Source organism: Embleya sp. NPDC050154 (genome assembly GCF_044460165.1).
Taxonomy (GTDB): domain Bacteria; phylum Actinomycetota; class Actinomycetes; order Streptomycetales; family Streptomycetaceae; genus Embleya.
The window spans coordinates 415,924-438,390 of sequence record NZ_JBITJP010000004.1; the positions used below are offsets into that span (position 1 = coordinate 415,924).

21 protein-coding genes and 1 pseudogene are annotated in these 22,467 nt (G+C 69.5%); 14 read left to right on the forward strand and 8 right to left on the reverse strand.

What is annotated here, in order from left to right; translation table 11 throughout:
• The first annotated feature begins 792 nt into the window (after positions 1-792).
• Entirely contained in the window at positions 793-1,617 is an 825-nt protein-coding gene (locus ACIBSV_RS11165; protein WP_395861558.1) for a hypothetical protein, read from the forward strand.
• Positions 1,548-3,719 carry a zinc-binding dehydrogenase gene (locus ACIBSV_RS11170; protein WP_395861560.1) on the forward strand — a complete coding sequence of 724 codons (2,172 nt, stop codon included), beginning with the start codon at positions 1,548-1,550 and terminating at the stop codon, positions 3,717-3,719. The genes ACIBSV_RS11165 and ACIBSV_RS11170 overlap by 70 nt, the downstream gene beginning before the upstream one ends.
• 1,104 nt (positions 3,720-4,823) lie before the next feature.
• Here ACIBSV_RS11170 and ACIBSV_RS11175 read toward each other — a convergent pair.
• On the reverse strand, positions 4,824-5,306 hold the full coding sequence (locus ACIBSV_RS11175; protein WP_395861561.1) for a DUF4279 domain-containing protein: 483 nt from the start codon (positions 5,304-5,306) through the stop codon (positions 4,824-4,826).
• A 37-nt stretch (positions 5,307-5,343) separates the two neighbouring features.
• On the opposite strand from ACIBSV_RS11175, the gene ACIBSV_RS11180 reads away from it, so the two are divergent.
• The 5 genes and pseudogenes from ACIBSV_RS11180 (at position 5,344) to ACIBSV_RS11200 (ending at position 8,980) form a co-directional block, all read left to right on the forward strand.
• Positions 5,344-5,535: a hypothetical protein gene (locus ACIBSV_RS11180; protein WP_395861563.1), complete on the forward strand. Its 192-nt coding sequence runs from the start codon at positions 5,344-5,346 to the stop codon at positions 5,533-5,535.
• 181 nt (positions 5,536-5,716) lie between these two features.
• Positions 5,717-6,163, forward strand: a complete 447-nt coding sequence (locus ACIBSV_RS11185; RefSeq protein WP_395861565.1) for a DUF6210 family protein — start codon at positions 5,717-5,719, stop codon at positions 6,161-6,163.
• A gap of 222 nt (positions 6,164-6,385) precedes the next feature.
• Positions 6,386-6,589: pseudogene (locus ACIBSV_RS11190) on the forward strand (transposase); the annotation flags it as partial.
• Positions 6,590-6,780: 191 nt separating this feature from the next.
• Positions 6,781-7,356, forward strand: a complete 576-nt coding sequence (locus ACIBSV_RS11195) for a hypothetical protein (protein WP_395861853.1) — start codon at positions 6,781-6,783, stop codon at positions 7,354-7,356.
• 184 nt (positions 7,357-7,540) lie between these two features.
• The gene (locus ACIBSV_RS11200) at positions 7,541-8,980 is read left to right on the forward strand and encodes an IS701 family transposase (protein WP_395861567.1); all 1,440 of its coding nucleotides are present in this window, start codon (positions 7,541-7,543) and stop codon (positions 8,978-8,980) included.
• A gap of 74 nt (positions 8,981-9,054) precedes the next feature.
• Here ACIBSV_RS11200 and ACIBSV_RS11205 read toward each other — a convergent pair whose 3' ends face one another.
• Together ACIBSV_RS11205 and ACIBSV_RS11210 are read right to left on the reverse strand one after the other, a co-directional pair.
• Positions 9,055-9,771: a VOC family protein gene (locus ACIBSV_RS11205; RefSeq protein ID WP_395861569.1), complete on the reverse strand. Its 717-nt coding sequence runs from the start codon at positions 9,769-9,771 to the stop codon at positions 9,055-9,057.
• Between the two features lie 155 nt (positions 9,772-9,926).
• On the reverse strand, positions 9,927-11,048 hold the full coding sequence (locus ACIBSV_RS11210; protein WP_395861572.1) for an IS630 family transposase: 1,122 nt from the start codon (positions 11,046-11,048) through the stop codon (positions 9,927-9,929).
• 197 nt (positions 11,049-11,245) lie between these two features.
• Between ACIBSV_RS11210 and ACIBSV_RS11215 the strand changes: the two genes are divergently transcribed.
• Both ACIBSV_RS11215 and ACIBSV_RS11220 read left to right on the forward strand, forming a co-directional pair.
• Positions 11,246-12,064 carry a hypothetical protein gene (locus ACIBSV_RS11215; protein ID WP_395861574.1) on the forward strand — a complete coding sequence of 273 codons (819 nt, stop codon included), beginning with the start codon at positions 11,246-11,248 and terminating at the stop codon, positions 12,062-12,064.
• Positions 12,065-12,427: 363 nt separating this feature from the next.
• On the forward strand, positions 12,428-12,598 hold the full coding sequence (locus ACIBSV_RS11220; RefSeq protein WP_395861576.1) for a hypothetical protein: 171 nt from the start codon (positions 12,428-12,430) through the stop codon (positions 12,596-12,598).
• Positions 12,599-12,796: 198 nt separating this feature from the next.
• On the opposite strand, the gene ACIBSV_RS11225 is transcribed toward ACIBSV_RS11220, so the two are convergent.
• A complete protein-coding gene (locus tag ACIBSV_RS11225; protein ID WP_395861578.1) occupies positions 12,797-14,137 on the reverse strand; it encodes a tetratricopeptide repeat protein in 1,341 nt (446 codons plus the stop codon).
• 331 nt (positions 14,138-14,468) lie between these two features.
• Here ACIBSV_RS11225 and ACIBSV_RS11230 point away from each other — a divergent pair, with 331 nt between their 5' ends.
• Positions 14,469-15,059 carry a TetR/AcrR family transcriptional regulator gene (locus tag ACIBSV_RS11230; RefSeq protein ID WP_395861580.1) on the forward strand — a complete coding sequence of 197 codons (591 nt, stop codon included), beginning with the start codon at positions 14,469-14,471 and terminating at the stop codon, positions 15,057-15,059.
• A gap of 108 nt (positions 15,060-15,167) precedes the next feature.
• Entirely contained in the window at positions 15,168-15,770 is a 603-nt protein-coding gene (locus tag ACIBSV_RS11235; RefSeq protein ID WP_395861582.1) for a dihydrofolate reductase family protein, read from the forward strand.
• A gap of 77 nt (positions 15,771-15,847) precedes the next feature.
• On the opposite strand, the gene ACIBSV_RS11240 is transcribed toward ACIBSV_RS11235, so the two are convergent.
• Positions 15,848-16,327, reverse strand: coding sequence for an SHOCT domain-containing protein (locus ACIBSV_RS11240; RefSeq protein WP_395861583.1), 480 nt, complete (start codon positions 16,325-16,327; stop codon positions 15,848-15,850).
• A 1,374-nt stretch (positions 16,328-17,701) separates the two neighbouring features.
• Between ACIBSV_RS11240 and ACIBSV_RS11245 the strand changes: the two genes are divergently transcribed.
• Complete coding sequence (locus ACIBSV_RS11245; protein WP_395861585.1) at positions 17,702-18,040, forward strand: MerR family transcriptional regulator; 339 nt, start codon at positions 17,702-17,704, stop codon at positions 18,038-18,040.
• 272 nt (positions 18,041-18,312) lie between these two features.
• Entirely contained in the window at positions 18,313-18,444 is a 132-nt protein-coding gene (locus ACIBSV_RS11250) for a hypothetical protein (protein ID WP_395861586.1), read from the forward strand.
• 957 nt (positions 18,445-19,401) lie between these two features.
• On the opposite strand, the gene ACIBSV_RS11255 is transcribed toward ACIBSV_RS11250, so the two are convergent.
• The 3 genes from ACIBSV_RS11255 to ACIBSV_RS11265 form a co-directional block, all read right to left on the reverse strand.
• On the reverse strand, positions 19,402-20,031 hold the full coding sequence (locus ACIBSV_RS11255; protein WP_395861588.1) for a hypothetical protein: 630 nt from the start codon (positions 20,029-20,031) through the stop codon (positions 19,402-19,404).
• Between the two features lie 253 nt (positions 20,032-20,284).
• Positions 20,285-20,545 carry a hypothetical protein gene (locus ACIBSV_RS11260; protein ID WP_395861589.1) on the reverse strand — a complete coding sequence of 87 codons (261 nt, stop codon included), beginning with the start codon at positions 20,543-20,545 and terminating at the stop codon, positions 20,285-20,287.
• Between the two features lie 737 nt (positions 20,546-21,282).
• Complete coding sequence (locus tag ACIBSV_RS11265; RefSeq protein ID WP_395861591.1) at positions 21,283-21,483, reverse strand: hypothetical protein; 201 nt, start codon at positions 21,481-21,483, stop codon at positions 21,283-21,285.
• Between the two features lie 237 nt (positions 21,484-21,720).
• Here ACIBSV_RS11265 and ACIBSV_RS11270 point away from each other — a divergent pair, with 237 nt between their 5' ends.
• The gene (locus tag ACIBSV_RS11270; RefSeq protein WP_395861593.1) at positions 21,721-22,182 is read left to right on the forward strand and encodes a PH domain-containing protein; all 462 of its coding nucleotides are present in this window, start codon (positions 21,721-21,723) and stop codon (positions 22,180-22,182) included.
• The last annotated feature ends 285 nt before the right edge of the window (positions 22,183-22,467 follow it).

Genomic DNA, 22,467 nt, shown 5'->3' on the forward strand with positions numbered 1-22,467 from the left:
GTGGCCTGCTCGGATCGGACGCGGGCGGTGTGTCGGTGGTCGGCGGTAGCGTCCGTCGGATGAGTGCGGAGGCAACTCGTACCGGTGGGGCCGAGGTCCGGGTCAGCCTGTCCCCGGAGACGGTGGAACGCGTACGGGCTTTGATCGGGCTCGGGCTCGCGGTGTCGCTCGAGGACTACGTGGCCGACTCCGTCCGTAACCGCCTCGCCGGATTCCAGGACATCGCCGTCGCGAGGATGCACCTGTGCGCAAGTCCGGGGACAGGCAGTAGTCCATGGGCCGGCCCGTGGGGCACCGGCCCTCGGTCTCTGCACGGGGACGGGACTCCTGTCCGTTTGCGATCCCCAACCGCCTGTCTCGACCGTATGACCTGGCGGTGGTTGCGTGTGCTCTCCAGAATACCGGCCGGGACAGTGGAACCTCGCGCCCAGCGGCTTGGTCGTGCGCCGGCGAGGACGGGGTTCACGGTCGGGATTCCTGTGTCGGCCGCCGCCTTCGGCTCACTGACCGGACGAGGGAGGAGTTGGAGGATGAGCGACCGAACTCGTTCAGGCAACGCACGACTTCCGGTTCGCCGGTCTCAGGGACGACTGAAGCATCGAAAGCCAACGATTGATCTTGGTGTCGATGTTCTCCTGGCGGAGGCTTGACCGTTGCGGTTCACCGGCCTCCCGCCGCTGGATCCGGTCCCGTCGGTGTGCGCTGTTAGTGTCCCTGGCCACGCAATGGCGTCGGCCGGGCGGAGCCGCGGTCGGTCGGACGGGGGAATACCGCATGGCAAAGATGCCGCGCATGCCAGTAATCGAGTGTCTGGCGGCCCTCGGCAGGCAGGCCGATGTGGAGGCGGCCATCAGGAGGGATCCGTCGGCCTTCGCCGACGCGATTCGGCACGCGCCGCACGTCCCACAGCCGCTTTCGGACGCCGCGATCTCGGTCGGCGGCGAATGGATCGGGGCGCTGGCGCGCAATACGGATGCCGTTGCCGAGGACCCCGTCCTCCGTCGGCGGCTCGCCGGCACCGGGCACCCGCTGGTCGCCCGGGCCGTTTTCGAGAACGAGTACGGGCCCTGGGACAGCGTCGATCTGCGGGTGTTGCCGGCCGCGGCCGACGGTGCCGACCCGGATTGGAAGCCCCGGTTGTCCCGGCTCCGCGCCCTGACCCGCACCCGGGAGAACGAGGGCCGGCTCGGTGCCGTTGCCCTGTTGCGTGCCACCGTGGTCGCCCCATTCCCCAAGCTGGTCACGGCGGCGCTCGCGTCCCCGGACGTTCTCGACCGTGCCGAGCAGCTTCGCGGCCTGCTGTCGCTGTACGCCTTCGGCGGGCCCAAGGCCCTGTGCGCGGCCCTCGCCGACCCGGACGTCGCACGCGAGCTGCGCAGGCACGCCGGTACCGCACACACCGACGCCGACGACGGTGAGGCAGACGACGCCGCCGAACTCGCTGCTTGGGCCCTGGGCGACCCCGATCGCGGGGTCGAAGCACTCCGCCGGGCGGTCGCGGCCGCCGAAGGTGTCCCCGACGGGCTCACCGAGGACTACCTCAACCCGTGGAACCCCTTGGACTGGTCCGCGCTGTTGGCCGCACACACGCGCGGCGGCCGCTCCCGCCCGGGCTGATCGACGGACTGCCGACCAGGGACGACTGCCCCGCGCACGCCTTCGCGCCGCTCGCCGCGGCGCATCCGGAGCCGACCCGACTGCTCGCGCAACTGCACCGGCCCGCCCCGGCAGCGCTCCTGGGAGCCGTGCAACCGGCCGGGCTGGACCTGGACACCATGCTCGCCACCCTCGACCGCAGCCTCGCGCGGACCGTGACCGGCGACGATCTGCTGCGCGTCGTCCGCCCGGCGACCCTGGTACTGGAGGTCGCCCAGGGCGTGCGGGACGTCGACCCGCGGCAGCGCCGCGAATGGGACCGGTTCAATGCCCGGCCGGCCGACCTCCTCGCGGACCGTCGCGGCGCGGACATCGGTGCCTGGCGGACGATGCGCGGCATGCTGAAGGAGTACCCCGGCACGATCGTCGACCTGGCGGACGAAGCGGTGGCGCAGACACGCCGCGGACAGAGCGAGTCCGGCGAGGGGACGTGGCCGGGCGGCCGCGACGGCATACCCGAGCTGACCGGCCCCTGGCACGTGCTCAAGGGCGAGCGTGCCGCGTTCGTGGCACTGACGAACGCGGCGGCAACGCCGGTACAGCGCGAACTGCTGCGGAACCTCGACGACCAGACCGCCTCGGACCTGCCGGCCCTGGGCACATGGCGGCCGCAATGGACGACCTGGGCGCGAGCGTGCGAACCCGGTGGCCGCGAACGCGTGCTGATCGCCCGTCACCAGATGAACAGGCAGGTCGTCATACGCAACTTCTGCGCCACCAGCCTGCCCAGCAGGCCGCTGTCCCCCGAGGTGGCCGCCGACCTCGCCAGGCTGGACGACCCCACGGTCAATGCCGCCCTGATCTACCAATCCAACCTCCCGCGCGAGCTGCGCGACGCCGTGCCGGCCGGCGTACCGCTGGGGCCACAAGCGAAGTCGGGCGGACATGTACCGTTTTCGGGGGCACTACGCGCCGAACTGTTGGACGAGCCCACCACATGGACGGACCTGCTCCCGGCGTTCGGCAGCGGTGACCCGCGTCTGACCGCACACTGTCTCGCATCGGGCTGGGCCGAGCATTCACCGTCCCTGCAACTGCGTGTGGCCCTGGGACTGTGGGAGCGCAACGGCCCGGAGCTGCTGCGGCACGAACCGGAACACTGGCTGCCGGACTCCTTCGACGACAAGGCACTCGCCCTGGTACGCGGACTGCCGGCCGAAGAGGACACGGACGCCGCTCTCGAACGGCTGCGCGCAGCCACCGCGCACGGCGAGTCGACGGCAGGACTGCTCACCCGGTTCCGGACCTCCGGCAGTGATCTCAATATCCTCCGGGCGGAAGGCTTCGCGTTCGCCTGGGACGAGCTTCACGACGCTTTCCAGCGTGGCGCGCCGGATCCGGAGTGGGCCGACCAACTCGCGAGCGACGACCAGTGTGCATCCCATCTGCGCGATCGTCGATGGGTGCAGCTGAGCCGCCACCAGCGCGTAGCTGTCGAGGCGCTGAAGGAAGGACGCCCGCCTGCGGGCGTACTCGCGGCAGTCGCCGCCGCGCCGCGGTCGGTCAGTCTGGCCCAGGCGGCCACGCTGCCGCTGCCCGGACTCACAGCTTTGCAGACGCTGGACTGGCTGGCCCTCAAGTCCGGTGAGCGGCTGCTGATCGCCGGCGCCGCAGGGGCGGTCGGCGGACTGGCTTTGCAAATCGCCCGCGCACGCGGCGCCCGGGTCGATGCGCTGGTCTCCCGGGATGCGCAGGGAGCCTTCGCACGCGCTCACGGTGCCGATTTCGTCACCACCGACCGCAATACTCTGCAAGACCGTCACTATGACGCAGTCTTCGACACCTTCGGGGCATTCGTGACCGAAGCGGTGGCCGACGGAGGCCGATACGCGTCGATCGCCACCCAGGCCGGCCCAGTCCCCGACATGTCCTCCCGCAGCGTGCGTACCACCGTCAACCAGGTGCACGAGGACGGCACGGGGCTGGACGAACTGGCCAGGCTCGTCGACGACGGCTCCCTGCGGCCGCGCATGGCCTCCGTTTTCGGCCTCCAAGAGATCCAGGCAGCACACGCTCGTTTTCTCCAGGGCGGCTTGGCAGGAAAGATCGCCGTGGTCTTCTGACCCGGCATCCCGATCTCCGGCTCAAGTGCTGGGGGTTCCGAGGAATCCCCGAGCGGGAGGACCTTTCACGAGCCCCATCACTCCGCACGTTCATCGGGTTTGCGTCACTTTCCGGGATTTGCCACGGTGAGTGACGGGGCGGGGCAGCGGCGCGCGCGTCGATTGTGGGCGCCAGAGTACGTCCGGTCCGTACGCCCCTTGGCCTGACGCTCCGTCAACTCTCTTCCCGGAGCTCGTCTCGGTGCCGTCTCGTCCGCACGGTCGGGGCATGGAGATCACGTGGTCCGGCTGGGCCGGACTGTTGTTCCCGGGGGTAGCCGGGGTCCGTGTCGAGAGGGTGAGATCGCCTCCCGCCGGGTCCGGGTCCGGTCGAACCAAATGCCGCGAGCGCCGCGTGCCCGGGTTCCCGGGTGCCCGGGCACCCAGGCCCCGCACCCAGGATCCCCGCGATGGCCGTAGAGATCGCCTACGAGACGCACGCCACCACCACCGACAACGAGGCGGGCTTCGCCACCGGCTGGTTCCCCGGCCGGCTCTCGGAACTCGGTCGTCGCGAGACCGCGGAACTCGGCGAACGTCGACGTGCCTGCCGGCGCCAGATCGTGGTCGGCGACAAGGTCGTGAACACCCGGAACGGCAGCCGCAAGTCCTGGGCCCCGCAGACCACCGAAACGCGGGGATCGACGGAGAGCGAGAAGCCTCATGACGAGCGTCGCGCCCATGGAGACCACCAGCTTGGGTCGGGAGGTCGCCGTCCTGCCCACCCCCGAGGACGCAGTCCAGTCGGCGGAGGGCGATCTCGCCGCCGACCCGGAGCGCTGGGTCAACCAGGGCATCGTCTGCGACGAGTACCAAGACTTCCGGACCTTACACAGGTCGAACCCTCGAGGTTACGGCTCCGTCCGGCACACATGCGCCGGAACATGTGCGCTTTGGAAATGCCGCCTTGATCACCTGGAACAGCGCGGAGGAGCCGTCCTCGGGCAGCGGCAGCCAGCCGAGTTCGTAGACCCATGCGGATTTCCGCATAGGTCGACCTCCGCCGAACCCGCGAGTATGCCGAGCGTGGGGGCAGAGCTGGTTGGTCGGAGCGGCTGAAAGGGCTCAGTCTTCGGCATGGTCCGGGGTCATGTCGTACTCGTCGATGTCGAGGACGGTTCCGGTGGTCTGCAGGAAGTCGAGCACTTCGCGGTCGAGATGCCAGCCGAACAGGTTCGGTGGGGTCCCGCCGTCCCGGCTGTCGGGATGACCGGGGGGACCCGGTTCGTCGTTGAAACGTCGGACGACTTCCAGGACGGCGCTGGGGCCTTCCCGCTCTTCGGCGTCCAAGCGGCGTGCGAGCGCGGCGATGGCTTCGGTGCGGGGAGCGAGGCGTGCGAGCACGCGGGTGATCTGCTCGTCGACACGTAGGCCCGGTTCGCGGCAGACGACTTTCCAACGGTGGAGCACCGGAATGGCTTTGGGGTCGGTCGTGCGGCTTCCGCGGACCGTGGTCTCGTCGGGTTCGAGACCGAGAATGGCTGTCATCTCCGCAGCGGTCGTGTAGCGGCTGGACAGCGCGAAGTAGACGTACTGGTTGACGGGCACGGGGGAAGAATAGGGGCCGCACCTCACCCCGGTTGCCGTGTGTGGCCTCACCCACGGCGTCGGAGCCTTCCCCGGCAGCCTGTGCGCCGGGCTGAGCCCGCAGAGGGAGGAGCGGCTCGTCGGGTTGTGGCCGGCGTGCGGGCAGGGCGGCGAACTCGGGATGACCGATTTCGAGGCCCATCCGATGGAGACCGTCACGGCCATGGAGAGGTGGCCGACCGCCCCCTGAGCACCCCCCGAGGTCCCAGGCGGCAAGGTCACCGGCAGTCGGAAACTCACGGGCGGGCGCACCATCACGCCGTACGGGGGATAGCTGTCGACGACCGCCGTGCCGAGAACGCCACGCGTGGAAGGAGCGTAGCCACGGAAAACGCGGAGACACCGCGGGCGCGGGATTGCAGCATGCGGTGATGGAACAACGCCGCGCGCTTCGTGTCGATCTCGATCACCTCGACCTCCTCGAACACGATTGGTTGTTCGTGGTGCTGGAGGCCCCTACCGGTACGGTCTACCACCTTCAGACGTGCGGGACCTCGTGCGTGCAGAGCGAGGTCGAGGGCAGTCTGGTGCCCGTGCAGGCCCCCGACTCGTATGCGGCCCTGAACGACCTGTTCGTGCGGGAGTTTGCGGGGACCGGCGGCCCGAGGACCTGGACCCAGATCGACCTCGCCGCACTCCGCGCGGCCGTGGCCCCGATCAGGCTCCCCCTCGGCACCGCCCCGGCCTTCTTCGACCTCGGCCACCCCGGTACACCCGTGCAGGTCGACGAATCCCGCCTGGCGGAGGCAACGGAGGCGTGGATCCCCGTGACCACCGAGTTCGGAAACGGCATCCTCGTGTGGCCCAACTCCGACTGACCGACTGTCAGCCGGCACGCCTACCGGTGGTTTGTTGACCGCGGGTCGGGGTCGCGGTATGCCGCCGATAGGAGGGAACGTCGCCTGCGCCTCGAGGGTTGCGATGACCAAGCGTGTGCCCTGTCCGCCTGCGCCGGGGCCGCTGGAGGCCTATGCCGCGCGGTTCGACGATCTTCGACGTTGGCACGGCGGCGTGGGTTCCGCGAGTATCTGGCCGGGCTGTTGCTGACGAGGGACCGCAACAGGACGCCGACCTGCCTGGCCGGCACGGAACCCGTGGTCGGTGCACAGCATCCGGCGGTGCAGCGGCTGCAGTTCTTCCTCTCGGAGTCGACCTGGGACCACGAGCGGGTAGACGACCGCCGCCTCGAACTGCTGCTCGCCGATCCGGCGACGGCCCCGCTCAGGGGCGGGGTGTTGGCGATTGACGACTTCGGCGACCGCAAGGACGGCACCGCGACCGCAAATGACTGGCGGCCGGCCGGCGCGTGGGGTTACGTCGAACCGAGCGGTCAGCGGAGAGAGGCCGATTCGCGCGGTGGGCATGTGGCCGCGCGGATGTTCGGGCGCGAGATGACCCGTAGCGCGCGCCCTTGGCGCGCTGCCATCATGACGCCGTGCGAATCACGACATCTTCCTTCGAGCTGTGGCAGCGTCCCAGGCTCGACGACTTGCCCGCCCCGCTGGTGGGCGTCGGCTTTCTGGTTGTCGCGGTGCTCGCCCGGGGCGACACCGCCACGGTGGCCGGGTGCGGCGCCGTGGGTGTGCTGTTGCTCGCGCTGGGGGTGTGGAGGTTCGTACAGGGTCGCAGGCGTCCGCTGCTGCGGCTCGACGCCGTCGGGGTGACGCTGGGTCCGGAGGGCCGGGAGCGCCGCGGGTGGGGCCGGGCCGTCCCCTGGGGGGACATCGACGCGGTGGTGTGCTGGAAGGCCGGCAAGGGCCGGGACGCCTACTGGGTCGGCATCGCGGCGTCCCCGGCGTTCCGCGCGCGGCACGGCCTGGACAAGATGCGGGTCAACCGGTTCCTCGACCAGGCCGTGGGCATGCACATGCCGGTTATGGGGACCGTCACGCGGTGGCAGGGGTCGGAGGCCGAGCTCCACCGCCTGCGCGACACGGTCGCCCGTGTGGCGCCGGAGACCCCGTTCGTCGACCCGCACGACGAGGCGGCCGCGCGCGAGGCGTCGGCCTGACCTCGACTCTGTCGGTGATCTTGGTGTTTCCCGGTGCGTGAGCATGAACGGAGCTGTTTCGAAGGCCGATGCAGCCGCCAAGGCGGCCGCTGTCGGTCCGTCACTACCGGTGGTTTGTTGACAGCGGGTCGGGGTCGCGGTATGCCGATAGGAGGGAACGTCGCCTGCGCCTCGGGGGGTTGCGATGACCAAGCGTGTGCCCTGTCCGCCTGCTCCGGGGCCGTTGGAAGCCTACGCCGCGCGGTTCGACGACCTCTTCTCGACGTTGGCACAGCGCCGCGGGTTCCGCGAGTACCTGGCCGGGCTGTTGCTGCCGAGGGACCGCAACAAGACGTTGACCTGCCTCGCAGGGACGGAACCCGTGGTCGGTGCACAGCATCCGGCGGTGCAGCGGCTGCAGTTCTTTCTGTCCGAGTCGACCTGGGACCACGAGCGGATCAACGCCCGCCGAGTGGAACTGCTGCTCGCGGATCCGGCGACCGCACCGCACGCGGGCGGGGTGTTGGTGATCGACGACTCCGGCGACCGCAAGGACGGCACGGCGACCGCGCACGTGGGCAAGCAGTACCTGGGATCGGTCGGGAAGATCGACCGCGGCGTCGTCACGGTGACCACGTGTTGGGCGGACGAGCGCCTCTACCACTCCCTGCACGCCGTTCCCTACACACCGGCCCACCACTTCCCACAAGGCAGGAACGACCCCGACTTCCGCACCAAACTGCGGATCGGGGCCGCCCTGGCCCGGGAAGCGAAACAGGCGGGCGTGTCCTTTCGGGCGGTGGCCGCAGACTGTGCCTACGGCGACCAGGACGGCTTCCGCAGCGAACTCGCCGACGCCGGACTGCCGTTCGTGATGGCGCTGAAGCCGCGCCACGGGATCCGGGCCCGGGGCGACCAGGCCCATACCCCGGTCGACGCCGCCCGCGTCCTGGCCTGGGGCGGTCCGTGGGATCCCGGCGACTGGCACGCGGTGCCCCGAACCTTCCGCGACGGACACACCGAGACCTGGTGGGCCGCCGACGCGACCCCGGGATGGTGGGGACCGGACGGGACGACACGCCTGGTGGTGGCCACAGCCGACCCGGCGACACTGCCGGCCAAGGCCACTTGGTATCTCGCGACCAACCTGCCCCGTCCGGGAGGGCCGCGCGAGGACGAAAGCCGGCACCCCGCGGCCGACCTCGCCGAGATCGTGCGCGTCCATGGGATCCGTCATTGGATCGAGCAGAGCTACAAGCAGGTCAAGGACGAACTCGGATGGGCCGACTTCCAAGTTCGTTCCGACATCGCCATCCGCCGCCATCAGACCCTGGTCAACTGCGCGTTCTCGTTCTGCCGGCACGCCTGGTTCGCCCCACCCCCGCTCCCGTCCGTGGATGCCGAGGAGTTGGAACCGCACGGCCCGGAGAGGGGGAATTCCCGCGTCCCACCAGCCCCGAACGGCCTCCTGGCCCCGGGCGATCCGGGCCGTCCGTGGCTGGTTGGCGCCTTGGACCACGCTGCAACGCTACTGGCGGGCGTGGTCGACCGAGCCCCCGCCCACCGAACTCCAGACCCTGATCAACGCCCTCGGCGCAGGAAGACCCATCGACCTCTACATCCCGGTCTAACAAACCACCGGTAGTGCTGTGACCGAATAGGTCCGCCGGGTTGGTCCAGGCTGCGACCCACCACCACCGCGCCTGGTCGACGGCCGAGTCACTGCTCAAGGCAGCGAACCAGGAATGTCAGTCCCTCCGGGCTGCTCAACCGCACAACACGACGACCGGTTTTCTCGGACCACGTGGCCAAGTCATGGCCGTGTTCGTGTGCGCGTACGACGACGCTGTCCAAATCCTCGACGTTGAGCGCAAGTTCCCACTGCGGAACGGATGCACTGGGTCCACGTGTAGCGATGAAATCGGCGCGGTTCAGAGGGGTCCCCGTCGTCCTGTCGTAGAAGTGCCGGGCCTTCTCAGGCTGGTCGCACGTCAGGACCATGCGGTGCGGGGCGCCCGCCAAGTGGGACGGGAAGTGCCATCCGGTGAAGTTGCGCGGCTGCCACAGCGAGAAGGCGGCACCTACCGGATCGATCAATGTCGCCATGCGCCCCTGATCGCCCGCGTCGAAGGGAGGTACGACGAGACGAGCGCCGTTCACCGTCGCCCCTTCGGCGCGACGGTCGACGTTGTCGACTGCCAGGTAGTAGGCGATGTGGGCGGGTGTTCCCCGTGGGTAGACCGGGTTCGCCAGGTCGCTCACGCCACCGATCAGGTGGCCGTCGATGGCTATCTTGGTGGCCTTTCGCCAGTCCTTCCCGTCCACCGCGAAGCGCCAGCCCAGCGTCTTCGAGAAGAAGGTGGCGGTGCTGGCCAAGTCACGGGTTTTGAGGTCCATCCAGCAGAACTCGTTCAATGAACCCAGACGGGTCGTCATCCTGTGCTCCTTGTCGTCTCGATGCTGGGTATCGAGTGCTCAGACGACTCCGCAAGAGATTTTCGGCTGCGCTGCGTAGCAGGGACGGCAGCAAACCGGGCCCTACCGCACCGATTCGAGCCTTCGCGGGCGTGTCCAGTCTTCGCCGGTCTGGATCAGGCTGCGGCCGTCGGAGGGCGTCCGCCCCGGCGAATGCCTTTCTCGCTGCGGATACGGGCGCGTTCCTTGCGCTGGGCCGCCAGGACGTCGGGGTGGCGGGCGTTGGCGTTGCGCCAGCGCAGGTGGCGGTGCAGGGCCCGGGTCTGTGCGGGGTGGCTGCGGTGGTCGGAGTTGGCCAGGGTGAACTGGCGCAGCGGTCCGAAGTGGGCCTCGATCGGGTTGGCCCAGGAGGCGTAGGTCGGGGTGAAGCACAGTTCGACCTTGTTCTTCTTCGCCCGGCGGCGGATGTCGGCGCCGGTGTGGGCGGAGAGGTTGTCCAGGATGATGTAGATCGGGGCGCCGTCGGGTCGGGCGGCGCGGATCGACTTCAGCGCGGCCAGGGTGTTGGCGGTGCCCTTGCGGCGGCGGTTGACGCCCCACAGACGGTCGTCACCGACGGAGTAGCAGCCGTGGAAGTAGGTGACGCCGTGCGTGCGGCGGTAGGTCGCCGGCAGCCGTTCGGGCTTGCTCTGCTTCGCCCAGCAGGAGCCTGCGGTGGGCCGGATCCCGAGGGGGCCGAACTCGTCGAAGGCGAAGACCCGGTCGGGGAAGCGTTCCGGCACCTCTTCGATGCGGTCCAGCTTGGCCTCGCGTTCGGGGTCGGGGGACTCTTTCCATGTCTTGGTGCGCTGGAAGGTGATGCCGCGGCGCCGGAGTGGGCACCGTAAGGCTTCGCGGCCGATACGGATGATGCGGCCGTGTACGCGGCGCAGGTGGGCGGCGAGTTTGCGGATCGACCAGCGGGTGAAGGGCTGGCCGAGCTTGGTGGGACGGGTGGTGGCCGTCTGGATGATGAAGTCTTCGTCGTCAGGGGTGAGCAGGCGGGGACGGCCTCCCGCCCATCGAGGGTCCAGGCAGGCCAGGCCGATCTTGTTGAACCGGTGGATCACGTCCCGCACCGTGTCCTCGTCGGTCTGGACCAGTTGGGCGATCACCGGGACGCGGTTCCCGCCGGCGGAGGCGAGCAGCATCATCGCCCGTCGGTAGCGCACGGAACGGGTACTGCCCCGGCGGACGATCTGCTGCAGCTTCTGCCCTTCCTGGTCGGTCAGTCTGCGCACTCGCACAGGCTCGGCCACCACACCTCCAGCGGTCGGAACGGACGTCACCGCCATCCAACCGCCCCGACCACCAACCCGGCGAACCTTCCCGGTCAGAGCACTAGGCTCCGTTCGTCCTGATCGCGGTTGGGCGATCGGTGAGGCGACGGACGACGAGAGACCACGCCGCGCGTGGTCGCTGATGGGGGAGCGTTGCGGTGTCCGAAGGCGTGACCGTGAAGGACGATCGCCGGCCCGGGTGGCCGCAGGCGGGGGTGGGCACCGTGCGCACCGCCATGGGCGCGATGTCGCAGGAGGACAAGGACGGGTTCCCCCACGACGCGCTCCCGTGGCACCGGTTCCCGCACTTCGTCGGGGACGGTCTCGCTCGGTTGTGCCTGGTGGACGACCCCGTCTCCGACGAACTCCGCGCCCTTCTCGGCGACCCTCGCATCGAGCAACACGGCGCCCTGGTCCGGCAGGTGCCATGGCTCCTTTGGATGGCGTGGACATCGCGGCCGGGGGGCGTGGTGGGTGTGAGCTTCTTCTGGCGGCGGTTGCCCGGTGGGACGGTGGCAGGTGGGTCCGCGCGGGAGTTGGAGGAGATGGTGCCGTACTGGCACGACCGGGAGTTCGCTTCGCTTCGGGATGCGGGCATGGTGCTGGGGGTCGAGCGCATCGGCGACGTGATGCACGCGGTGCTCACCTTCGACGACCGGGAGGAAGGGGCGTGCGAACTCCCCGTCTACGGAGGCGAGGTACGCGAGGAGGGAGAGGAACACCCGGAGTACGGGTTCCTCGGCGCCGTGGTGTGGGTGCTCGAGCCTCCGCAGGTTCGCGAGGCGGCGTGGTTCCTGCGCGGCGTCGACGTCGCGCAGCGCGTTCGGGAGGTGGAATCGGTGTTCACCGACGACGAGGACTCGCCGCTGGACCTCCTGATGCCGTGGGACGACGACGTGAGGCGGGCGTTGCACAAGGGACTCGTTCGTCTCGCAACGTTCTTCGTCGCCGCTGCAGCTGCGGGTGACGCCGTGGTCAAACGCCAGTCGGCATAAACCCGCCCATTGCCGGTCCGGACCCCGGAGCGACGCCTCCCGCGTCGTGGCGGACCTGTCGATGGACCCCCACTTCGGACACCAACGGAGCACACCCTGGGCACGTGGGACATCGAGCCTTTCGAGTACGACATGGCCGCCGACTTCGCCCTCACCTTGGGCGAGGCGTCCCTGGACCGGCGCGAGGCGCTCGTGCGGGCCGCGCCCACCCGCGTGGACCGCGCCCGAAACTGCCGAAGCCCGGGCGGGAGGAGGTGGTGGCCGCCGCGCTCGTCGCGGCACACTGCCCGGGCGGCGACCCGATCGGCACGGTCCACGGTCCCGCCGAAGCCCTCCCGATCTTCTCGGACGATCTTCGGGGTCTTGCCCGTCGCTGCGCTCGACCGGGTGATCGCCGAGGACTCCGAGTTCGCCGCACTGTGGGACGAGACCCCCGACGGCCCGAAGCGGCGGGCAGGCATTCGCCGCCTGCGCGCCGTCCTGGCCCCGGAGTTCGAGGCCCGGGCTGAGCCGCTGTTCGAACCCCGGGGGTGAACGCGACGAGGCCGCCGCCGAGGACGCGCTTGCGTACGACGGCGACTTGCCGCCCGACCCCGCCCTCGGCGGGCGCCGAGCAGGACCGCGAGGAGCCACGAACCACACCCCCACGGAGGGCGTCGGCCCCCGGCTACTCGGCCGGCCGCGCGGTGTCAGGTGATGAACCGGATCCCACGCCGGCTTCGGTGCCGCGTATCACAGGGATGGGGGCTCTGCGGATACGTCGGCCCGCGGATCATCCACCGGATCGCACGGCGCGGGTTTCGGCAGGCGGTGGACCGCGATCGCGTCCTCCACCCGCCCCTGCCCGATCAACATGTGGGCCAAGTGTGAACGACCGTAGCCGGTTTCGGCGGCGTAATCCCACAACGCGGCGATCGCCTCGTCGACCCTGCCCTCCGATTCCAACAGCACGGCCAACTGCTCGACGCCGCGCCGGTCGTCGTCGTTCTCGATCCGGGCGGCGACCTCGGCGATCGCCTCGTCTCCTCGCCCGGTCTCGGACAACAACCACGGACGCAGACCCGTGACGTACTCCGCGACGTGCGTATTCCGCTCCGCCGTCTCGGCCGCGAGGTCGAGGGCCGTCCGCGCACCGCCGGCAGCGATCAGGAGTTCGAGGAACTCGACCATCAGGCAAGCGCAGTCCGCGTGATCCAACTCCGGACGCACCGCCTCCACCGCCTCGTCGACGCGGCCGCTGCGAGCCAGCAGGAGCGCCAACCGGTCCGCGACGCACGGCACGTCCGCCTCGACGGCCGAGCGAAGCACCGCAACGGCGTCGTCGACGCGACCCGACTGCTCCAACCTCTCCGCCAGGGAAGCGACCGCCCAGCGAGCGTGCGGCCCGGTGGCGAGCAGACGCAACTCGTCGAAGCGGTCGTGCCGAGCCAGGATCGCTGTCAACTCCTCGACGTCGTTCGTCGACGTGTGCCGCGCCCTGTCGATCCGCGTGCGCAGCACCTCGACGGCCTCGTCCACCCGCCCGCCACGCTCCAGTACCCGGGCCAACATGATGACCGCGGTGTTCCACGGCCCACCCCTGCCGTTGGCCCGACGCAGGAGGTCGATGACCCGGGCATCACGGCCGTGACCGTCGGAGATTTCGACCAGGGCGTCGCGGTGGAACCAGTCGCCCAGGCGCGGGCGCAGTACCTCGATCGCCTCGTCCACCCGGCCGTTGTCGGCGAGGAGCCGGGCCAGGGGAGTCCAGGCGAGGCGTTCGCCGTCCTCGGCCCGGGCCCGCACCAGCGCGATCGCCTCCTCGCCCCGACCCCGGGTGTTCAAGACCCGGGCGGCCTCCTCGACGGCGGGCCACCACCCCGTCTCGGCGAACGGGGCGATTACCTCCCACGCCGCCTCGTACTCGCCACACGCCAGAAAATGCTTCACCGCACCCCGGGCACACCACCACTCGCCCAGCCGCGCCGTGTCCACCACCACGTCCAAGTGGCCCTGTTCAAGCAGGAGATCGACGGTGCGCGGCGGCACTCCGTCGAAGAAGCGTTCCTGGCGGTCGAGTTCGTCGATGTTCACCCGCCGCACCCTAGAGACCAGGCCCGACAGCCGGCGCCGAGCCACGCCACGCCACGCCACGCCGACAGTTCGGCACTGTCAGCGCGGTGCTTTGCGAGGCGGATCCGAGCCACGACGAACATCGACGACCCCCGACCGCGTGCCACCGGAAGATCGGATGATTTCCGCGAATCGCCCGCGGTGCTTCGGGTGCGCCTGTCTTACACCCATTTCCGACCACTTCCTTTGAAGCACTTCATCTGACGTACTTAGATTGAAGTACTTCACTTGACGTACTTCAGTTGAAGTGCTTCACTCTCGGTGTACTTCAGATCGAAGAGGGGTGTGCGAGATGCGTCAGAACTCACCCCGTCGGGCCGCGCTGCTCGACGGCGCCATCGAGGTTCTCGCCCGCGAAGGGGCGCGGGGCCTGACCCAGCGCGCCGTCGACAAGGAGGCGGGGGTGCCCGTCGGCACCGCGTCCAACTACTTCCGCAACCGCGACGACCTGCTCGTCCAGGCCGGCGCCCGTGTCTACGAGCGGCTCAGGCCGGAGGAGGGCGCGCTCGCCGAGATGTTCGACCAGGCGCGGGATGCCGCGTCGTACGGCGCGATGTTGCGGGAGAGCCTCGGCAGGATCACCGCCTTCCCCTCCGGGCATCTGGCGCTGCTGGAACTGCGGTTGGAGGCCACCCGCAGGCCGGAGCTGCGCACTCTGCTCACCGAGCGGGTCCGCGCCGACATCGACGAGAACGTCAGCCGACACGAGTCCGCGAGTCTGCCCGGCGGCGCGACCGCCGTTCTGCTGATGTACCTGGCCATGAACTGGCTGATCGTCGAGCAACTCACGCTGCCGGACGTGTTCACCGACGCCGAGCGCGACGAGCTCGTCACCCGGGCAGTGGAGCGCATCGTCACCCCGTTCCCCACCACCACGAAATAGCCCCGCGACGGCGTCCGCTCCCGAACAGCGCCCGCCGACTCCGCACTTCATCGCAACCGCACCGCGCCGTCCCGTACCACACCGCAACAGATCGACAAAGGACCCATTTTGCGCAAGCTCGTATACTTCATCGCCGCCACGCTCGACGGTTTCATCGCCGGGCCCGACGGCTCCGACCCCACCGGCCCCGGGGGCTTCTGGTCCCCGTCGGAGGACTACATCCGACACCTCGTCGAGGAGTACCCCGAGACCCTGCCGGGGCCTGCCCGCACCGCGCTCGGCGTAACTGCCGAGGGCACCTGCTTCGACACCGTCGTCGAGGGTCGCAACAGCTACGCGGTCGGCCTCGCGGCCGGCGTGACCGACGCCTACCCCCACCTCAGGCACCTGGTCTTCTCCCGGACGCTGACCGAAAGCACGGACCCCCGCGTCGAACTCGTCGCCGACGACCCGGTGTCGAAGATCCGGGAGCTGAAGCGCGCCGATGGCAAGGACATCTGGCTCGTCGGCGGCGGGGAGTTGGCCGGCGCCCTCTACGGCGAGATCGACCGGGTGATCGTCAAACTCAGCCCGCTCACCATCGGTTCCGGCATTCCCCTCTTCGGGCGGACCGCGATATTCGCACCCAACGCCTGGGAGCTCGTCGACCACACGATCCTCAAGGGCGGCGCGGCCTTCCTCACCTACGACCGGGGGCCCGGAATCGCGTGATCCTCCGCCGGGTGACCGCCCTCCGCACCCATGGCCGTGCGGAGGGCGACGGCGGGTCGGGATGTCGGGTTCGTGGCTCAGGGCCTCGAACGCGCCCTGGCCGGCGTTGCGCAGAGCCTTTCGCCCGGCCGTCCGCCGCACCGGCAACGGCCGGGATCGGCCCCGCTCCGGTGTCGTCGGCCGCCGATGCTTCGCCTCTTGGCCCGGACGAACTCGTCGTCCGTCAGTGCGCCGTGCCGGTGCAGGACGGCGAGCCGGGCGAGTTCGTCGAGCATCGACGGGCTGTCCGGCCGCCGAGGGGCGGCTGGTTCCCCAGTGTCCTGCTGCGCTGTCGCGGCCGTGGCAACCGCGGCGGCGACGGCGTTGCGCAGCGTATCGACGAACGTGTCCGCCCGGGCGAGGTTCTCCCAACCGTACGCACCGCCGACGGCGACGATCTTGAGTACGTGCCCGGTGAGCCGTGATCGCGTGGTCGTGATGTCGGTGATGCCCGCCAGGGGCACCGCCACGGTGGGCCGGCCCTCCTTGGCGTAGATCAGGCGGTGGGTGGTGAGCACCGGGGTTCCGTTGGTCCCTGCCGGGCGCGGGCGGATGTCGCCAGTACGGAGGTTTCGCCGGGCACGGCGGTGTCGTCGACGGCCCACGTCACGGTGTTCGCCCGGTCCATCTGATCGAGCGCCATCTCTGCGGGGTCACCTCAGTCCATGACCTTCACCTTTCTTTCTCAACTCGAATTCCGCGTCCCATCTGCTGAGTTCACGAACCACCGGGCGCCGGCTCCGGCCGCGCGCAGCACACGCGGCCGCGTGCGGGCCGTACGGGCTGTGCGGGCTGCGCGGCACCACCAACAGTAGGAACCCCGTCCCCGGACTCTCGGGGTTGGCGACCCGAATCGCCTCGTAGCGCACCGGCGGCGCCGTGTTGCCGGGGCGATTCCTTGCGCGCTCGGTCGTCACCCGGGGTGGGTGGTTCGGTTCTCGAGGGTCGTGATGTGTTGGTGAGGTCGGCGCCGGTGGCGGCGTCTCGCCGGGAGTGGACGACGCCGTCCTCGGGGATGAGGGCCACGCGCCCGCCATCCGCTCGAAGCCGATTACCTCACCACCCGGCGCGCGAAAATCTATCGTGGCCGCAGTAGACATCAGGTGGGGGTGTGGCTATGGTTTCTGTCGTAGCCCAGAGAGACCGAAGGACCTGGCAGAGACGAACTGCCGGTCGCAGTACCCGTAGTCGCAGTGCGCAGTACATGAGGTCGCAGGTGCAGGACGGTGCGCTTGTGGTGTCCCGAAGCCAGGGTTGTCGCAGGACGGCGACGGGACTGACGGACGTACCGGGCGGTCCGCAGTGACCAGGGCCGCCGTGAGCAGTACCGCGGTTCACGCGGTGGCGGTACCGGCAAGTGCAGGTCGCAGTGGAGTAGGTGAGCGGTACCTCGGTGAAGGCGTCGGCTGCGGGCGCGCGCACCGGGAGGTTCGGCAGTGGGGTTCCAAGCCAAGCGACACGCAGAACGGGCGATCGGGGCCGGCTGGCGAAGCAGGGGTGGCGCCGTCACGGGCCACCGAGCAGTACGCATTACCCGCGGCACGCAAGAAGGCAGCACCGGCAGTACGCAGTAACCCAAGAGAGCAGTACGCAGCAACCGATAGGGCAGTACCGGCAGTACGCAATCTGGTCACCGAGGAAGAACGAAGGAGTGGAAGCGCCATCGGGATCGCCCGGGCGGAAGTCTCCAACCCGGGTACCGCAGGACATCGTTGGTGAGGTGGTCTCCGGTCACGAATCCGCGATCCCCGCAACCCCCGGCTGCGGTTCGGTCGGGTTTGCGGAACGACAGGCCGGCGCAGTGTCAGGGCCGGCGGATGGTGTAGCAGTTCCTTCGGGGCCCTGGTGCCAACGGCACCAGGGCCCCTCAACGCGTTCCACAGAGAGGTGTGATGACAGCAGAGGACCCGCACGGCCGCCTCGACGACGACCACTACCCCGCCTACACCACGGGCCGGGCCGCCGAACTCCTCGGCACCACCCCGAGTTTCCTGCGCGCCGTCGAACAAGCCCGCCTGATCACCCCGCAGCGCTCCACCGGCGGACACCGCCGCTACTCCCGCCACCAACTGCGCATCGCCGCCCGCGCCCGGGAACTCGCCGACCACGGAACCTCCATCGAGGCAGCCTGCCGCATCGCCGTGCTCGAAGGCAGGCTCGAGCAAGCCCACCGCGTCAACACCGAACACCGCCCCGACACCGAACCGGCGAACCCCACGGCCGCGGCCTGAGAACGGCCGAGTCCAGCAAACCGCAGGAGCCTTACGGCTGCCCGCCTGTACACCTACCGCCCGGGACGCACAGCGTTCCGGGCGACCGCACACCCGCTGCGGCCACGAGGCCGAGAACCCACGCGCGAGCACACCCCTCGACCACCCCGGCCCGAGACATTCTCTTCCCCTCGTCGGATCGGCGGAGTGCCGTTCCCGGTCCGTTGATCTTGGGAGGTCCCCGACATGTGTGTCGGGAATTCACCAACGACGAAGGTGTCACCTGCCGGGCCGTGACGACCGAAGAGGCCGCCGCCCGACCCGACGAGGAACACCACGCGATGTACCGCCGCGTCCTCGCCACCCACCGCCCGCCCGACCCCGCGATGGAACCCGTCAACCGCACCCTCGCGACACCAACCTGAACGCCCTTGTCCTCGAACGCCTCGAAGGACTCCTACACCCCGGCCGCCACATCGGCCTGAACGACCTCGCGCCCGGCCTGCTGCGCCCGGACCCGGTCCGCAGCCGATGGCGAGCATGGACCGCCTGTTCGACCATCAGATCGAAACGATCGCCGACCGGATCCGGCGAGGCCAGGCGGGATGACCCGTCAGCGGGCCACCGGTGATCCCCTCCACCGGTGGCCCGCGCGACGAACGAGAACGGCTGCGACCGCGCGTTGCCGCGGATGCCGTTGGCGAATTCGTCCCCTGCCGGAACGAGACGAACGGAGCGGCTTCACCGCAGGTGGCCGCGATCGGGTCGGCGGGGTTCGGGAGTTCGCCGACGGCATCCACGCGTTGCCGCGACCGGAGCCGTTCCCCGTCATCCTCCGCGGGGCACAGCCCGCACAACACGCCGAAGGCGAATGTGTGGACCCCGCGAAAGGCACCCGCCGACAGTCGCGCCAACCCGGCACCCAGCGCGGGCAGTTCACCCGAACGAGACGAACGAGCCCGCGCCCGACCGGGCGAACAAGCCGAACCGGCCTCCCCGAGGACGCGTGAGACAGCGGAGACACCCGATCCCGAGGCCGCACACCAACCCCGACGACTACGGTCGCCACATGACCGACGACACCCCCCACGCCCCACCCCCGACACTGGTACGGGTGGCACTGTCCGCGAGAACCTGGGTGGACCTCCGCCGAGGAACTCCGGGCCGGGGGCCGTTTCCCGGTGTTCGGGACGATCACACTGGCTCTTTTTGTTTTCGATGCCTGCTTCACTGCTCCTGACCAGGGAATACGCCGAAGTCCTGCCGGAGCGCCGATACTCCGGCAGGACTTCGGGCAGGCGTCGGGAACCAGGTGATCGACAGGTCGGTGCATCTGAGTGCAGCGCTGCCGTAACCCAGTCGTCATCGGGCCGGGGCGGCCGTCAGTGGTCGTTGATGTAGCTCGCCCGGTAGTAAGTGCTGCCCCCTGCGCCTTGGTAGGTGAGGTCGATACGTGCGCCCTCCGCCAGGTTGTACCAGCTGCCGTCGCTGACCCCGCGCGTGACGCACGAACCGTAGCCCTTGGTGACCGTGATCGTGTAGCTGGCAGAGCTCCTGTCCGTGACCGACACCGTAGCCGGCTTGCCGTTGCCGGCCGAATCGCAGACGGAGACGATGTCCCCGTATTCCTCGACGTAGACCGTGACGCCGGGGGCGCGGTACACGTGGTCCCACACGATGCCGTCCGGAACGTCGGCGGCTGAGGCGGGCGGCGCGGCGACGGCGGTCAGCGCCGCCAGTCCGGCTGCGCCCACCAGAGCGCCGATGGTGCGACGAACGCGACGGGAGCGCTTGGTGACCGGGGTTTCACCGGTGGGAGGCATAGGTGTCCTCTTGAAATGTTGGCCGATTGGAGCGACCACCGTAGATCCGAAGCCCTGCTCCTGTCTCGTGCGCAGCGTGGATCGGCGCTTTGTGGATGACGCCGTTTCTCGGTTGCTGCCGGCGATATCGGGTCGGGCGATGCGGGTGATGATCTGCCGCTCGCGCGGCCACGGAAAGACTTGTTGCAATGTCCGAACTATGTCATCGGCTCGGGCTCGACACCGGAAACGCATTACGGTGGAGCGTAAAGTGATGCGTCTCTCTAAAGCCCGCATGGAGATTCGACGTGGTGGCTCATTCGCCACCCGGGCCTTTCGGCTGCCCCGGTCCGACGTGCCGGCGGTCGTTCCTGGATCAGCCGTGCCGTACTTCCGGGTGGCGCGCACGTCCGGCGCCCGGTTTCGGCACGAGCGCGTGCGGATGTTGCCCGAGCCGTAAGGGTCATCGCGTGCTCCGGACGCCGTTGGCCTTGCCCCGGAGCTGCATGGACACGCCGTAGCCGTCGGTCCGCACGTCCAACGGGCCGTCGTCGTTGTCCACGATGTCGGGGTGCGCGTGCACCCGGTGCGTTGCCGCGTTGCCGATGTGGAGCGCGGGATGAAATGCGTGGCGGCGATTGCCTCGGCCCCGGCCGGCTGTCGAGACGACGGTGGTGAATGCGAGCGCGACGGCCACGCAGAACTTGGCAACGCGTCTGTTCATGGCGCGCAGGGGTATTCCTTTCCGGGGACGGGTTATCGGGGCCGGTCTCCGGTCGGAACCGACGGGGCCGCCAACCACGGACCGCATTCATTCGCCGCGCTTTTCGGATAGTCGCGGACGTCGCCGTACGGTGCGCGCATTCGCCACGCGAGTGGTGGCAGAATTCCTCAACCGTGGTGCATCGGCAGCCTCTTGTCAGCGGGAAATGGTGCATCAGTTGCGCTGCCTGAAGGGAAATAGTGCTCAAGCACCCAACGGCGAAGGGAAAATGGTGCACGGGTGCCCTATTGCCATGCAGCGGATACGTTCCCCGGCAGTGTCGTCCGCCGCGAATGTGTCGGGTCGGGTCGGGATCGGGCTCCCGGAGCTGGGCGCCTCGTTCGGTTGGTGGCGAGTCCGTCGGTGGCGTTGCTGTGCCGAAGCACGCTGGTTTGTCACCGGGGCAGGCTTGTGTGACCGATCTGCTGTGGTGGCCCGCCCAAGGGTGGCGGCGCATGTGTGGCGTGGCTGTCGTGGGGATGCACGTTCCTGTGGCGCTCGGCCCGACCGCAGGGTGTGCTTGCGGCGGCCCCCTGCGGTATACGCGCGCGACGCGGACGGCGTGGGCGAGTGGCCCAGTGGCGGGCCGCGGGGGTGTTACGCGCGGGGGTGGTCGATGAGCATGCGCTGCCAGTCCAGCGACCACCGCTGCGCCGGATCGGGCCGTCCGGTGGGGTTCCAGTCGGGGTCGATCTCGGTCAGTCGCTGCCGGCGTTCGCGCCATCGGTCGGGGTTTTTGCGGTGGCGGTGCGGCCTTCGCCGGGGTGTTGGCGTAGGGCGCGGCCGATGGCCTGGGCGACCTCCAGGATGCTGCACTTGGGGGTGGCGTCCGGGAACAGCCGGAGGTCGACCGGTTCGGCCGCCCGACACCGGCGACCCACCCGACGTTCGCCTCCCATTGGGCATATGCCTCCGGTAGGAATCGCGCCGCGACGCAGATGTGGGAGACACCGTTCCTGCGCACGCCGGCAACCATTGCGCCCTCCCGCGCGGGGGCTTCGTGTGCTTGGCTCGTCCGGAGATTAGTTCGTACGCATTTTCGTTCGCCGGTCGAACCACCGGAGTTGATGGTCGTGTCCTGCGGGCGTGGGGATCCCTCGGAGTGGCGTGAATATCGGCTGGGCCTCGGATCGGGCATGCTCCCGATGGTCTTCGTGCTCGGCATCGGTGTCGTGGCCACGGTGGGGATCGCTTCGGAGACCGGCTGGTTCTCCCTCGGGCCGCTGCTGATGGGGCTGTTCCCCGTGTTGATGTCCTTCGAGCTCTTCCGTGTGCACGTGATCAGGGCAACGGTCGTCGACGGGCACGGCGTGACGCTTCGCGGGGTGATTCGTACCCGCGTGGTGGAGTGGCGGGACGTGCAGGGCATCGAGATCGAGACGCTGCCCTGGGGATTGGAGGACCAGCCGACACGGGCGGCCGTGTTGTACGACTCGACCGGGCGGAAATACGACCTTCCCAACATGGACGACCTCCGCACGGACGACCTGAACCACGAGGTGAACGCCCTGCGGGAGACATGGGTACGACGCCGGGGCGAGCATTGGGCGTCCGTCCCCGAGGTGGCGGCCCGGATCAGGCGCGACCGCGGAAGGTGAGTCGACCCCGTACGCGAGATCGCGTATGTTTCGGTCGTGCCGCGTAGCGTTCGAGGTCTAGGGGGTGGCCCCGTATTCACGGATTCGTGCGGATCGACCGCCCCCGGACTCGGGACCCGTCAACACTTTGCGCTCGCGCACCGGGGCCTCGCGGTCGAGTGCGCTGAAGGCGACGGTTGCCTCCCCGTCGCTGTGGCTCACCTGCGCGAGCAGACCGGGCGCGACGGACACGAGAGGCCCAACCGGCACACGACCGCCAACGCATCGGGAAGATCGCCGGGTTCG